Source organism: Ferruginibacter sp. SUN106 (assembly GCF_050611765.1).
Classification (GTDB): domain Bacteria; phylum Bacteroidota; class Bacteroidia; order Chitinophagales; family Chitinophagaceae; genus Ferruginibacter.
Window position 1 is genome coordinate 612,200 of sequence record NZ_JBODJC010000002.1, and the last position, 16,576, is coordinate 628,775.

Sequence of the window (16,576 nt, forward strand, 5' to 3'; positions counted from 1 at the left end):
AATAAAAAAGCTGCCCCTTTTCAGGAGCAGCTTTAGCTTTATTTAATGTGATAAATTATTGTTTATTGTACCACAACCTTCCCGGTAATGAGTTCTTTACCTTCACTGTCGCCTACCACTACAATGTATAATCCCTTACCAGAATTTCTGATATCGATATCCATAGTACTGTATGCGGCTGTAATTGGTATGGCTTTGGTAAACACCCTTGTTCCTTTGCTGTCGTAAATAGTTACGGTACGCAGGAACCCGAAATTACGGGCACTGGTATAGTACCTGATCTTGAACTGCCCGCTATTTGGATTTGGCAGGATGAATAGTTTGTTCGACGCAGAATCTTTTATCACCAGTGGTGCAGATAAAGCCGAACAACCTGCTGTTGTTGTTACCCTTGCAGTATAAGAACCCAGCTGATCAACAGTAATACCACTTAAAGTGTTGGTGGTTGCGCCATTGATAAGTACACCATCTTTAAACCATACAATGGTATTAGTTGCCGATACTGGTGTAATATTAGCGGTGATGCCTGTAACTAATGGTGGCATCAGGCTGGTGTAAGGCGCTGCTGATAATGTAATTACTGGTTGTGGATTAACGGTTACCGTTACACTGGCACAGGTTGTAGTGTTACATGTTCCTTCTGCCCTTACATAGAAAGTAGCTGTGCCGTTAACCGCAACACCGGTAATTGTTGCACCTGTACCTATTAATGTACCGCCGCAACTTCCGCTATACCATTTCCATGATGCGCCTGTACCTAATGCCCCGCCCTGTACAGTAAGGTCTGCAGTGCCCGGACCACACAATGCTATATTGCTTGCTGTGGCACCTGTTGGTGCAACCGACTGGCCATTAACGGTGATGGTAAAGGTTTTTGGTGTACCTGGACAGCCTGCAGCTGTTGGTGTAACAGTTATTGTAGCTGTTACAGCTGTTGATGTGGTATTGATTGCCGTAAATGATGCAATATTACCAGTACCACTTGCTGCCAATCCGATGGATGGCGTATTATTTGTCCAGCTGTAAGTTGTACCTGCAACTGTACCTGCAAACGTAACCGCAGTTGTGGCCGCACCGGTACATAATGTTTGATTTGCAACTGCATTAACATTTGCAGTTGGGTTAACCGTAATAGTGAAAGTTTTAGGAGTACCTGTACAGCCATTTAATGATGGTGTTACGGTTATTGTTGCCGTTACCGGAGCAATACCCGTATTAGTAGCCGTGAATGCTGCAATATTTCCTGTACCACCTGCAGCCAGTCCTATTGATGTTGTATTGTTGGTCCAGCTATAGGTAGTGCCTGCAATACCACCTGCAAAATTAACTGCTGCGGTAGTGCTGCCATTACATAATGTTTGGTTTGCAGGCTGGGTCACTACAGGTGTTGGGTTAATAGTAACTGTAGCTGTTATAGAGGGCCCAGGGCAACCTGCAAATGACGGTGTAATGGTAAACGTTACTGTTACCGCTGCTGTACCGGTAGTGGTTAATGTACCTGTAATATTACCTGTACCTGAAGCTGCTATACCTGTTGCCGCAACTGTGTTATCTCTTGTCCAGCTATAAGTAGTGCCTGTTACGTTACTGGTTAATGCAATAGTAGTAATTGGCGATCCTGAACATGCTGTTTGCGTTGCCGGAGTAGCTACTGCACTTGCCAATGGATTTACCAACACTGTTGCAGTAATTGGTGTACCAGGGCAACCATTAGCTATAGGGGTAATGGTAAATGTTACGGTAACCGGTGCTGTTGTAAGATTGGTGAGGAAACCAGTGATACTTGATCCTGATCCGCTTGCTGGTATACCACCTACTACTGTAGCCGTGTTATCTCTTGTCCAGGTAAATGTAGAACCTGCAACACCTGTTAATACTATTGGTGTAAGCGTACCTGCAGAGCAGATAGTTTGTGATGCCGGTGTAGCTGTAGCTGTTGTAGCAGGGTTTACCAATACTGTTGCAGTTACTGGTGTGCCTGAGCAACCATTAGCTACGGGTGTAATGGTAAAGGTTACGGTTATTGCAGCAGCTGTATTATTAACTAATGCACCACTGATATTGCCTGTACCACTTGCAGCTATACCTGTTACAGTAGCTGTATTATTCCTTACCCAGTTGTATACCGTACCTGTTACACCGCTACCTGAGTTTACAATAGTAGTAATTGTTGTACCAGAGCAAATGGTTTGTGCCGTTGGTGTAGCAGTTACAACAGGTGTTGGGTTTACCAAAACAGTAGCTGTTATAGGAGTGCCGGGACAACCACCTGCAATCGGTGTAATAGTAAAGGTTACTGTTACTGGTGCGGTAGTAGTATTGGTTAATGTACCACTGATATCACCTGCGCCGCTTGCTGCGATGCCTGTTACAGTTGCGGTGTTATTTCTTGTCCAGTTATAAGTAGTACCTGCAACTGTACCGCTGAATGCAATTGTTGTTATGGCTGTACCAGAACAAGCTGTTTGCGATGCCGGTGTGGCTATTGCAGTAGGTGTTGGGTTAATAGTAAAATTGGTTAAAACGCTTGGCCTGCAGCTTGGGTCAAGTGGTGTTGGCGAAAGCACAGCATATACAAAGTAAGTATTAGCCGCAGCAAATGTACCCGTACCGGTTGCAGTTGTTCCGCCACCGGTGAGGCTGCCATTAGGTACTGTTGCCAGTATGGTACCACCTGCATAAGGATTGGCAGTGGCAGTAGTAAATGATCTAAATTCTATACCATAAGTGATACCCATAGAGGTAAGACCTGAAGCTGTAAGTGATATCGGAGAACCAATACATCCTGAAGGTGTTGGGTTGGTAGTTACGCTGCCTATTGTAGGACAAATTGAACAACCTCCAGGTCCAACTAATGTTAACACAGCGTTTCCTGAGCAGCCATTGCCATCAGTAACAGTTACTGTATAAGTACCTGCAATGAGGTTAGTCTGGTTTTGAGCATTTGTTACAACGCCTGGTCCTGTCCAGATAAAACTGTAGGGGCCAGGTGCACCACTCATTGCAATTGAAATAGCACCATCAGTGGTAACACAGGTTGCAGGCTGTGTATAGGTAGGTGTAATAACTACTGCGGGAAAGTTAAATACAGATACAGAACCTGTCATATTGCTGGTACAAAGATATGTTGTATTGGTAGCCACAACAGTGTATGTACCAACGGTAGTTTGCAAACCAAAACTAATCGCTCCCCCTGTTCCCGCAACCGGGGCACCAACGTTTGTAGTGCCGTTTAATACCAGTTGATAAGTAACCCCTGTTTGCGAATTAGCCAGGCCAACATTCACCCCTGTGCCGCCGTTACAATAACCACCACCACCAGTTACGGCATAAGCTGTGGGGTTATTTACAGTAACCGTTACTGAACCTGAAGCAGGACAGCTGTAACTGTTAGTTACTGTAAAATTATAAGTGGTGGTAACCGCTGTAACAACACCTGTTGGGTTTTGTACATTAGATGTAAACCCTGCCGGTGTAGAAGTCCAGGCATAAGTATCTGCAGGTGCCGGAGACGTAATAGAGATATCATCTACATCCAGGTAAAATTCATTGGCTGCAGAGTAACAGTTCCAGGCAAAATAATAAACACCACTTACTCCCGGAGTAAATGTAGCAGATTGTTGTGTATAAGTCGCAGTGGTAATTGTCCCTACGTCCTGAATGGTGGTAGTTTGTGCAGCAATAGTTTGTGCTGTACCCACTGTTACTTTTAATTTTTCAGGGAACGTGGTACCTGTACCTCTATACCACGATGATACTGTATAGGTAACACCTGCGGTTAGGGTAACCCCACCTGTGATAAGATAAGTATTGGCAGCATTCGTTGAATTCCAGTTATATTCAGCACATTTGGTACCAGTTCTTGCTGTACCATTAACAGGGCCAATTGTCCAGTTATTTCCGGTACCGCCGTTGAGAATAGCCCAGCTTGCAGGAATTCCTCCTTCAAAGCCTTCAGCTAAAACACTTATTGGGGCAGAATTGGAGGTAACAGCAGCATTTAAATTTACTGCAGCTCCGGAACAAATATTAGTGCTGGATGCCGTTACGCCTGTAACAACCGGTGCAGGATTTACCGTTACCAAAATAGAATTGGTTGCCGTGCAGCCTGCTGCGCTTGTACCTGTTACGGTATAAGTAGTAGTTACAGTTGGGTTAGCAGTAACTGTAGCACCTGTAGCAGCACTCAGGCCTGTAGCAGGTGACCATACATAAGTAGCTGCACCGGATGCTGTAATACTTGTTCCTGTACCATTATTACAAATAGTAGCAGATGCAGGCGTAAGTGTAATGGCAGGTGTGGCATTAGATGTAACTGCAAATTGCGCTGTAGTGGCAGAAGCACCTCCGTTAGCACAAGTAACTACGGCAACATAATAAACTGTAGTGCCGGCAGGAATTACACCAGTATTTAAAGTAGGTCCATTAGCACAGTTAATGTTAGTATATGGACCGCCAGAAGTAGCTGAAGATTGCCATTGAATGGAGATACCAGAACCTGATGAATAGCCTGTAAGAGTGAGTATAGTGGAACTTCCCTGGCAAATATTCACATTACCGGTAATTACACCCGCCGCCGGAGTACCTGCACAAGGTGATGGTGCAGTGCCTGTAAATTCATCGGCTCCAAGATCAGGCGTAGTTGCATTCCTCACATCACCATCAATATCATCAGTGATACCTGCAACAGTAATACCTGCAGATTCAGCAACTGTAGGAGTTGCAGTATTAATATGTAAGAAGGTTGCGCCTGCACCTGTTGTGCTTGCAAATGGTGTACTGATTTCTGACACCGAAGCAGCTTCCCTGGTACTTACCGCAGCTTTGAATGTGGCAAGCGTTAAATAAGCTGTAGTGCCATCATACAGATAGGCGTTATTGGTACAACCCGAACCCGGATAATAAAGGTTATTATTTGAAGCAGTATTATAATTAGTTAACGTTGTACTTGACCTTCTGTAAGCAGAAGTATATCCTGTTCCGTTAGGTGTAGAGGTATTTATAAAAATATTATTTGTTAACGTTAGCGATGCTGAAGTTGCTGTAGCACTGGTAGTAGCAAATAATGCCGATGTTGAAAAATTAGCTCCGGAAGAAGAAGCGGCAATATTTACTGTATTATATGATAAGTTTAGGTTGGAAGTAGCAGTAGTAGCGGTGATATTGATCCCTCTTACAGCATCAGTAGCACTGGACGTTAATGGAGCTTTAAGATCTCCGATAACATTATTATAAAAATTTAAAGCAGTGGTGGCTGCAGTAATGGTTACACCATTTGCAATACCAGCTGCATTGGAAGCTGTCAGTCCAGATATCTTATTTTTATATACACTGCCGTTTGTACCACCGGAATAAAGAAGCCCGGTAACAGTGGATGCTCCGGTTGTACTCAGGTTGCTCACACTATTGCCATACACTGCAATTCCTAATGCTGCAGTGCTTCCCACCTGCATACCATTAACTGTTGAAGCGCCCGATAAGCCGGAAACCGTATTATTATTCAACAAACTTCCCACCGCACCATAGCTATGATACAAACCAAAAATTGTGGAAGCTCCTGTGGTTACATTTGAAACCGTATTACCCGTAATAATTACAACCTGGGAAGTACTGGTATTTGAAAACGTACCATAAAAACCGGTTGCGCCTGTTAAATTAACATTTGAAAAATTATTATTACTAATGGTGGCTGTACCTGAAGAAGGGCTACCATTATTGTAGTATCCATATACAGTTCCGCCTGCACCTCCTTTTGTAAAACTGCCATTAATGCTGTTACCAGAAACAGTTATATTAGGTGTACTATTGCTTGAATAAATCAGGTAATAAGTGCCGGTGGTATTTACATTAGTATTATTAAAACTGTTGCCATTTATAGTTTCGGCAACGGCTGTAGCGCTGCAATAAATTGAAGCAAATCCACTTGTTACCGCAGCCGTAGTTGTCTGCTTAATAACGTTATTGTTAACATTAAGAGTACCTAGTGCAGTGGTGTAAATACCATATGTGGTACCACTAACCCCCTGTGTTTGGGTGATTGTATTACCTGTAGCAGTAAGATTATTACCATTAGGAAAAAATATGCCGTAATTAACTACAGCAGATCCCGATGGATCGGATTGCGAAATTGTATTATTAGTAGCAGTCAGGTTAGTACCGGCTGCATTAGAATAAACGCCGTAAGTAAAATACGCTGTATTAATACTCGCTATACCTAATGTAATATTATTATTATTTACGGTAAAAGCGGAGTTGGTTCCAAAGGTATAAATACCCCAATGTGCACCAATTGTGTTTACGCCGCCGTTAGCCAGCTGGTTTAAAGTATTATTTGAAACGTTGCCATTATTCTGGTTAGCAAATGTGATACCGCCAATACTGGTATAGTTGGTACCGCCGAAATTTGTAATGGTATTGCCTGTTGCCGCAGTGGCACCACCAATATCATTACCCTGGTCATAAAGAGTATAAGGGCTGGCGGCGCTAAAGCCTGTGAAATTTATACCTGTTGTGGTATTAGTTATAGTATTACTGTACACTTTGTTATTACTATGTAAATCTCCTGTAGCAGTAATTGTAAGCGCTGTAGAACTGGTAGCTGTAATATGGTTGAAATAAATAGCAGAAGAAGGTGTAGCAATAGTTCTGTTCAACGTAATAGTACAGTTTTTAATAGTATTGTTGTTACAACCATCAAAAGGCGCTGCATTATTTAAATTTACAAAAGCATAGCCCCATTCGGTGGCTGTAGTTGCAGTGGTATTGGCTGCACTTTCCTGCAGGTCAATACCATCAATGGTAAGGTAATCTACGCCAGCTACTTTAAATATACCGTCAACTGTAGTGCTGGTTCCTACCGGAGCAGTAATTAATGGATTGGCGCCTGCTCCGCTTTTTTGAATGGTCAGTGGATTGGCAACACCTAAAGAAGCATTTAAAATTGTGCTTCCCAATACAAAGCCGCCTGCCGGAGCTGTTTCGGTATAGCCCCCCGGAACATTAATGGTGGCTCCGCCGGCACCTACACCGGAAGTGTTTAATGCACTAACAGCGGCAGCTATCGTAGGATAATCTACGCCTATAGTTTTTACACCTGTGACCTGGGCTCGGGAAAAAACTGTGCATAGCAGCGCACAGCAGAGAAGGGTAATCTTCCTCATAAAGTTTAGTTTGGTTTTATTTATTGCGGGTGATGTTGCTTTTTCAAGCAACAAGAAACTAAAGTATTCCTTTTAATTGTAACCAACAAAAACTTGATAGTATTTTTACGGTATTTATTTTTTTGTAATCTATAAAATGATAACATTAAGTAAAAGCCCTGCCTGTATTGATTTTTAACCCGCTATAAATAGCTGGTTAAAGGCCCCAATAATAAGTAGTTGTGTTACTTTATCCGGTTAATTTCTTCCTGTGCCCCCAATTCTCTATCTCTTAATTTAAAATTTGTTTTACCAAACTTCCAGGTAAGCTGTATCCGAAAAGTTCGGCTCTCCCACTTACGGTAATAATTAAAATGTACATTACCAAAATCGGCCTGTTGCTTCCAGCGTTGTGTATTAAAAATATCAGTTACTGATACACGAATATTTAATTTGTCTTTTAAAATTGATTTACTTCCACCAGCATCCAGGCTGCCCAGGCCCGATGTTTTATAAATACCATCCAGTGTGCGGATATTACCCCAGCTGCTGATCTGTGCTTTCCATTTTTTGGGTAAAGTAAAACTCTGGCTGCTGTACCAGCTCATTCCCCAGGTAGTGTTATCCAGTTTCCCTTCGGGAATTGCGCCCTGGTATGTTTTATAAAAAGGATTCAGATTAAAATATCCATCCCACCATTTGGTAACGGGAGCACTCACATTTAAACTCAGGTACAGTCTTTTTTCATTACCGATATTATACTCTGTTACTTCTGTTACTTCTCCTTTAAGTGTACTGATGCTTTGAAATGAATTATTAGTATGACTGTAGCCCATGCCAACATTCACCGCTCCTTTATAAGAATAATTCAGTTCAAAATTATTACTGAACTCAGGTAGCAAATAAGGATTCCCTCTTTCTTTACTGTAATTATCAAATATGTATTCAAAAGGATTGAGATCCTGAAACGTAGGCCGGTTAATTCTTCTGCCATAAGAAATCCCAATATTATTTTTATCATTGATAGTATAACGCACAAATGCTGTAGGAAATAAATTTAAGTACGAGGTATCGGGATAATTTAATGCAATATTTTTCAGTCCAATACTTTTACCTTTTATCACCGATTGTTCTGCCCTGATACCAACCTGGTATTCCCATTTTTTTATGGTTTGATTAAAACTTGTATAAGCCGCAAACATCTTTTCGGTGTAATTAAATTGGTTGGTACGGCCGGTATCTGCTTTAAACTGGTTGTTATTCCAGAGCAATGCCTTTAAATCGTTAGAGGTTTCAACGGTATTATATTTTAAGCCCGTTTCAATTTTGGCATGTATCTTTTTTAGCTGCCTGCTGTAATCTGTTTTTAAGCTGTAAATCTTTATTTGCGTTATTACGTCCTGGTCGTTAGCAGTATATCCATATTTTACATTTTGTTTATTCAGCAAATCTGTCGCTACCAAACCACTGCTGTTATTTTTAAAAGAAGTATAATCAGCGTCAATATTCAATTCATTACCCAACGTATCTTCATATTTATAATTTGCATTAAAATTGTAACGGCTATTTCTTTGCTGGTTGTCATTAATAGTATGCAATGATGAATCGGTGATATTGTTGCTGTTGATCAACGTAGTACCCGGTGTATATAGTTTACTCCAGTACTCATTTCCTTTTACAATAAAACCAAAAGTATTTTTTTTGTTGAGGTAATAATCTGCACCGGTTTGAAAACTGATATTTTTTGAGGCATCCTGATCAACCGTTTTATTGGCAAAAACTTTATCAATACCATTAGTATTTACAAAACGATTGATGGCGCCGTTGGTATTTTGTCTTGATTTACGTGCCGCAAGATTACCAAACCAATTCCATTTACCCTGTCGGTGATTGATAGTACCGGAGAAATTATAATTAGGATGATTACTTTGTGTATAAGAAGCGCTGATATTACCATTCGTTCCCTTAGCAATATTTTTCTTCAGCCGGATATTGATAATACCTGCATTACCTTGTGCATCATATTTTGCAGATGGATTCATGATAATTTCTATTTTATCCACTACCGAAGCTGGTGTGGCTTTTAAATAATTGGCCAGGTCTTTGGCACTCATTTGCGTAGGCCTGCCATCAATTAAAACATTTACACCGGCTTTGCCAGCCATGTTTATGGTTTCCTCATTGCTGATGGTAACACCCGGTGCTTTTTGCAATACTTCAAACAAAGTACCGCCCGATGCTACGATGTCACTTTGCACATTCAGCACCATTTTATCCGCCTGCATTTCTACAAATGGTTTCTTGCTTTTAATTACTACTTCGCTCAGTTTTTGGGTTTGGTTAAAAGTGGAAGTATCTTTTTTGGGAAGGCTATCTTTTTGCTGTGCAAAAGCAGGTAGTGAAAAAAGGCAGGTTAAAATTGCTAAAAGCTGTTTCATAAATTAGTGTTGATTAACAACACAAAGATGATTCAGCTATAAGGCGCAGTCGCTGCAAATGATGATTTGAGGCTACATAATGATGTATCATAAAACAAAAAGCCGTCTCAAATTATATGAAACAGCTTAAAAGACGACTCAAAATCAATTAAATAAGGCAAGGGCAATTTTTTCTCTCAGTTCTATCACATCTGCCGCATTGCTGTTGCTGAACACGATGATGGTTATGTTTTCAGTGATGAAATGGTACCAGGCAGTATTTGCACCGCCGATATTTCCTCTTCTGTCCATTACCCTGGTTTTAGTGGTACCGAACTTTTGATCATTTACCCAAAAGCTATATGCCACACCCCATAATTCGGGATAAGAAGTGGTCATCAATTTCATAGTCCCCTGTTTCAATAATTTATTGTTGAATAATGCCTGGTCGAATTTCAACAAATCTTTAGTGGTGGAATACATGGCGCCACTACTATAAAAATTTTCTATCCAATAAGGATCATCGTTGTAAAATTTTCCTGTACTGTCAACTAAATAAGTGTCGGCCAGTCCGGGTACAATATCTTTATTGTGTAACAGGCCTGAGTTCGTCATTTTTAGTGGTTGTAAAATTCTTTCCTGTAAAACAACAGCATAAGGCTTCCCTGTAATTTTTTCAATGATCTTTCCCAGGATGATATACTCGGCATTTTTATAGTCCATTTTTTTGCCAGGCTCGGTTACTAATTTACCGCTGCAATATTTCCTGATGATAGTATCCACCGGCATTTGCATTGCATACATCGCTTCGCTGCTCTGATCAACATTTTCTATTCCACTACTGTAAGTAAGTAAATGATGTATGGTCACTTTATCTCTTGCTTCACCTGTGTATCCTGGAAAGTAAGTGCCAATAGTTTTATTAAGATCGATCTTGCCTTCTTCCATCAGCTGTAAAATAATTACAGCGGTAAAGGTTTTGGTAATGGAGCAAATTTTAAATTTTGAATGGGCAGTAACAGGCAAATTATTCTGCCGATCAGCCAGACCAACATATTGCTGATAGATTATTTTGCCTTTATCTGCCACTAATACAGAGCCGCTAAAATTTTTTGTTTTGACATATTGATTTACGATGGCGGCAAATTTATTTCCGGATTTTTTAACCTGGCAGCTTACGTTGATTGCAATAAAGAGCAAACAAAAAGTAATGATTGATTTCATGTTGTTTTTTAAAATAAAAATCTGCATTCTGATACTTACCAATGGCTCAAATCAGGATTTGCTACCAGTTAAATACGTCTCAAATTATGCAGTAAGGTTTTGCAGCCATTCTTTAGGACTTACACCAGTTACTTTTTTAAAGGCACGGTTAAAAGTAGCTTTGCTGTTAAAGCCACAATCGTAAGCAATGCCTAATAGAGTTTGTGTTTTTTGTTCGCCGGCTTTTAATTTTTCCAGTACAGCCTGCACCCGGTAATAATTAATAAAGTCATTAAAATTCATTCCAAAACCTTTGTTCACTACCCTGGATAAAACAGAAGCATTAGTGCTTAATTGCTTTGCCAGGTCGGTCAATGATAATTCCGGTTTTTCAAACTGTTTTTCATTTACCACCACCTGTAATATTTTTTCCTTCCATTCTTTTATAAAATCATCTCCGGTATTTTCTTCTGTATCATTTTCCATTTCAATTACTTCTGCTTCCTCTATATCGCTATCAACACTCGTATATTGCAGCAGCAATGCAGGTTTTGCATTAAACAAGTCTGTTTTAAAAGGGACTTTTGTTTTAATAGAATTAGCGTATCCTGTTATAGCGATATAATAGAATAACATGGAGAAGGATAAAAAATACCACCATACATCCCAATACCGCAATGTAAATGAAAAAGAAAGCATGAAAAATATAAAGCGTACAATCAGAAAGATCAAAAACACCACGAGAAAATTCCTGATCCACTTAAACAAAACCGTGTCGGCATAACTCACCACCTGCACCAGTAACTTTTTGTAGAGATTATAATATCGGATACAAGCAATAAAATAACCTATCATACTTACATAACCGGCAAGCTGGTACCAGGTATCAAATTCCCTGTCGGCGCCATCTGATAAAAAATAATATTTGTGTAATACCAGTTTATCGGTAACTGCAATTACTATAGTGTACAAACAATATAAAATACCCGGCGTTAAATGCAACCATTCTCTTTTGCCAAATTTAAATGAGGGGTTTAATAAGCTTTGTACATAAAAAAATATGACCGGTCCTATAAAAAATAAATGCTGAAATGTTACGTAAAACAAAATATCCCTGTAGGGTTGTGTATCGTACCAGCCTGCAAAGCCCAGCATCCATGGGGAAATGTATAATATAGACAGGAATAAAAATATGCTGAGCCATTTATCAGATATCGTTTCATTCACAATACTCTTACGCCATAGTAATATTGCATACACCAATCCGTGTACAAAAAATATAAGCAGTATAGAACTGTAAAAGCTGAATTCGAAAAGCATAAGCTGTAAAATAAAAAAAGTCGGCGAATAAAACGCCGACTGTTTAAGTTTGGGTGAGCCACCCTTTAAGGGGTGGCCCACCCCGCAGGTAAAGCAGATTGCTGCTAAATAGGCAACACTATCAGCTTACACCGGCAAGTTACTCTTAAGGCATTACCCACGCTATTCCAGTTTAGAATTCGGAAAACCTTTTTGATAATAGTAATTTATCTGTTCTTCATGTGATCGTATAAATTTTTCTACCCCTCCAAAAAATTGCAATACTGCTGCTGATGCACAATAAAAATTATTGTTTATACTAATAGCATTATAAGAGCTGTGCAGGTATTCTTTATGATTATCAAAAACTTTATGCTTTATTATGTTGGCATGTACATAAATAATTGCCATTTGCAAATGAGTATCGGTATCAATTGCTATTCTTTTAAAAGGCTTTTGAAATAATCCACCATCATGCAGGTATTTATTTTTTGTGTAGTTAGCATATGATACCATAAAACTATTGACCTGCCGTTCTATCATTGCATCCAAAGCTTCCAGGTTGTCTTGCAATGTCAATAATTTTTTCATAGCAACCGTTTGTTTTGTTTGATCGGTTTTAGAAATTGCTTTTATAATATTTTCCAGCGGCTTTACTTTAATAATAAAATGTACATGATTGCTGAGCTGGCAATAAGCCCAGTTGGTAAATGCTATCGCAGTAAACTGTTGAAAACGTTCTAAAAAAATGGCGTAATCATTTTCCTCTCTGAACAACAATACGCCATCGATACTTTTAAAAACCAAATGATAATGATTACCAGCAACAAAAGGGGATTTTAATAATTCCGAAACAGGCATCTCAAAAATATTTTGAGCAAAAGACGAGTGCCGGATTAATTATGGTTGCTTTCCCTTAACAATAAACACAGGCTGGCTGGGTCACCCCCAAAGGGTGGCTCACCCAGCGATTAAAGTAGAGTGCCTACTAAATAGGTAAGAGTATTGGCCTGCACCGGGTGGGTCACCCCCAAAGGGTGGCTCACCCAGCAATTAAAGTAGAGTGCCTGCTATAAATAGGTAAGCGTATTGGCCTACACCGGGTGAGTCACCCCCAAAGGGTGGCTCACCCGGCAATTAAAGTAGAGTGCCTGCTAAATAGGTAAGCGTATTGGCCTACACCGGGTGAGCCACCCTTTGGGGGTGACCCACCCTGGCATTACACCACCACATTAATCATCTTGTTCTTTACATAAATAACTTTCTTAGGCGGTTTGCCTTCCAGCCATTTTTGTACCGTTTCGTTTTGCAGAATGATTTCTTCCACTTGTTTCTGATCAAGGTCTAATGCTAAAGAAAGATTGGTTCTTACTTTGCCATTGATAGACACAGGATATTCTTTACTGCTTTCTACTAATAATGCTGGATTGAAAGTTGGATACGCCGCATCAAGAACTGTTCCTGCATTACCCAACTGGTGCCACAACTCTTCTGCTATATGCGGTGCATAAGGCACTAATAAGATCAGTATTTTTTCCAGCACTTCTTTTTTATAACACTTAGCATCAAACAAATCATTCACACAGATCATGAAAGCGCTTACTGCCGTGTTGAAAGAAAACTTCTCGGTATCTTCTTCAATTTTTTTAATGGTACGGTGTAAAATTTTTAATTCGGCATCAGTAGCTTTTTCATCCGTCCATACTTTACCTTTTAATTCATCATTAAACAAACGCCATAGTTTTCTTAAAAAACGATGAACACCTTCAATGCCTTTGGTATCCCAGGGTTTGCTGGCTTCTACCGGACCGAGGAACATTTCATACATGCGGAAGGTATCGGCGCCGTAGCTATCGCATAAATCACTTGGGTTTACCGTATTAAAATATCTTTTACTCATTTTCTCTGTCTCAACACCACAGATATATTTACCGTCTTCTAAAACAAATTTTGCATCTTCAAATTCACTTCTCCATTTCCTAACTGCGTTCAAATCTAATTCCAACCCATCAACAATATTTACATCAACGTGAATAGAATTCAATAATATGCTTTGAACTTGAATAGTATCAAAATCCCCAATCTCTAAGATTTCTGCTATTTTTTCTTGGGCTAAATTTTTATCGTTTTCATGTACTGGTTTTACAACCTTATCATAAATATTTTTTGATATAAAGATTTTTTTGCCAGAAGCATAATTAATACTTCCTCCTTTGCCATAAATAAATTCTTCTACTCTATACATAAACCTACTACTCCCCTGTATCATCCCCTGATTCAACAACCTCTTAAACGGCTCATCATATCCAATATGTCCCAGATCAAACAACACTTTCGTCCATAAACGGCTGTACAATAAATGACCTACAGCATGTTCGGTACCACCAATGTATAAATCTACCTGGTTCCAGTAATCGCTTGCTTTTCTATCGCAGAATGTTTCGGCATTGTGGGGATCCATGTAGCGCAAAAAATACCAGCTGCTGCCTGCATAACCCGGCATGGTAGAGGTTTCTCTTTTTCCAGACACGCCGGAAGGCTTGTTGCTACTAACACTAACCCAATCAACCAAATTTGATAAAGGCCCTTCGCCTTCTCTTCCCGGCCCATATTTATCTACATGCGGTAATTCCAATGGTAATTCTGCAGCATCCAAAGGCACAGCAATACCATCGCTCCAGATAACAGGAAATGGTTCGCCCCAATAACGCTGGCGGCTGAAGCCGGCATCCCTCATCCTGTAATTCACTTTTCTTTTGCCAATGCCTTTTTCTTCTAATTTTTGCAATACTATTTCTGTTGCCTCCGTCATTTTCACGCCGTTTAAAAAACCACTGTTTTCCAACAATGCTTCTTTAGTAGCATTCGCTTCTTCGCCATTAAAATGTGTACCGATAATATTGGTGATGGGAATATTAAAATGTTTTGCAAATTTAAAATCCCTTTCATCGCCGCAGGGTACGGCCATAATAGCACCCGTGCCATAGCCTGCCAAAACATATTCGCTTATCCATATAGGAATTTGTTTGCCATCAAAAGGATTGATCGCATACGCACCTGTAAAACATCCAGTGATTTTTTTCTCTGCCATTCTATCTACATCACTCCTGCTTTTTACATAAGCAATGTATTCATCAACAGCTGCAGTTTGTTCCGGTGTTTTTATTTGTTGCACTAAATCAAGTTCAGGTGCTACTACCATAAAGTCTACTCCGAAGATAGTATCAGGTCTTGTAGTGTACACTGTGAGACGTGAGACGGGAGACGTGAGTGGAGTACTCACGACTGACGACTCACTACTCACGACTTCAAAAATTATCTCTGCTCCCTGGCTTTTGCCGATCCAGTTGCGCTGCATTTCTTTCATGCTTTCGCTGAAGTCTACTGTTTCTAATCCTTCCAGTAAACGATCAGCATAAGAAGTGATACGCAAATACCATTGGCGCATTTTCTTTTTTACAACCGGGTGTCCGCCACGTTCGCTTACACCGTTCACTACTTCATCATTGGCTAACACGGTGCCCAATGCCTCACACCAGTTTACTTCACCGTATTTGCTAAATGCTAAACGGCGGTCCATTAAAATTTCTTCCTGTTCTTTTTTGCTGTAGCTGTTCCATTCCTCAGCAGTAAATTTTGCACAGCCTTTTGTTTCGTATTTTTTAACCAGTTCAGTTATTGGCCTCGCCTTTTTTTGGGTATTGCAGAAATAACTATTGAACAACTGTAAAAATATCCACTGCGTCCATTTGTAATAATTGGGATCGCTGGTTTGTACTTCTCTTTCCCAATCGTAACAAAAACCAATTTTATCCAGCTGATTTTTAAATGTGGCAATGTTTTTTTTGGTGGTCTCTGCCGGGTGCTGCCCGGTTTCCAAAGCATATTGCTCTGCAGGTAAACCAAAACTATCAAAGCCCATCGGGTGCAACACATTAAAGCCTTTCAGTCTTTTGTAACGGCTGTAAATATCGCTGGCAATATACCCCAGCGGATGGCCCACATGCAATCCTGCACCGCTCGGATACGGAAACATATCCAGCACATAATATTTTGGTTTATCAGTATCGTTAGATACTTTATAAACTTTGTTTTCTTTCCAGTGATCCTGCCACTTCTTTTCGATCTCGTTAAATTTGTATTCCATTTTCTATTCCGCTTTTGGCGTAATTTATTTTGTTATCTGCATTAATTTTTTGTTCAACTTCATTGGCAGAGTTTATCCCGAAAGCATTCGGGGCACTCTTGTACATTATATCTTTACTGAACGCTTTTATTTCGCCAGCCTAATGCGTCTGACGGTTTAAAACCGTCTTGACGCACAATTGTGAAAGAAAAGTTATTTCACCTCCATTCTCCCCATATCTTCTCCATTTATAAAAATAATTACGGCAGGCAATCGTTTTGTAGTGGGCAAAAATAACATAATACCCGCAAATTGAATTAATTTGCGCTCTACTAATCAATAATAGAACAGGCCACGAGGCATGTTCGTACCATTAAATAAATTTCGATACG

The 16,576-nt window shown here is 39.9% G+C and carries 6 protein-coding genes; all 6 read right to left on the bottom strand.

Annotation, left to right across the window (positions count from 1 at the left end):
* Positions 1-62: 62 nt before the first annotated feature.
* On the bottom strand, positions 63-7,160 hold the full coding sequence (locus ACQ334_RS08580) for a PKD-like domain-containing protein (protein ID WP_430987779.1): 7,098 nt from the start codon (positions 7,158-7,160) through the stop codon (positions 63-65).
* Between the two features lie 224 nt (positions 7,161-7,384).
* Entirely contained in the window at positions 7,385-9,577 is a 2,193-nt protein-coding gene (locus ACQ334_RS08585; protein WP_430987780.1) for an outer membrane beta-barrel protein, read from the bottom strand.
* Between the two features lie 144 nt (positions 9,578-9,721).
* The gene (locus ACQ334_RS08590) at positions 9,722-10,780 is read right to left on the bottom strand and encodes a serine hydrolase domain-containing protein (RefSeq protein ID WP_430987781.1); all 1,059 of its coding nucleotides are present in this window, start codon (positions 10,778-10,780) and stop codon (positions 9,722-9,724) included.
* Positions 10,781-10,864: 84 nt separating this feature from the next.
* Positions 10,865-12,079: a helix-turn-helix domain-containing protein gene (locus ACQ334_RS08595; protein WP_430987782.1), complete on the bottom strand. Its 1,215-nt coding sequence runs from the start codon at positions 12,077-12,079 to the stop codon at positions 10,865-10,867.
* Positions 12,080-12,241: 162 nt separating this feature from the next.
* On the bottom strand, positions 12,242-12,919 hold the full coding sequence (locus ACQ334_RS08600; protein WP_430987783.1) for a transposase: 678 nt from the start codon (positions 12,917-12,919) through the stop codon (positions 12,242-12,244).
* A 358-nt stretch (positions 12,920-13,277) separates the two neighbouring features.
* Positions 13,278-16,205, bottom strand: coding sequence for a leucine--tRNA ligase (locus ACQ334_RS08605; protein ID WP_430987784.1), 2,928 nt, complete (start codon positions 16,203-16,205; stop codon positions 13,278-13,280).
* Positions 16,206-16,576: the final 371 nt, after the last annotated feature.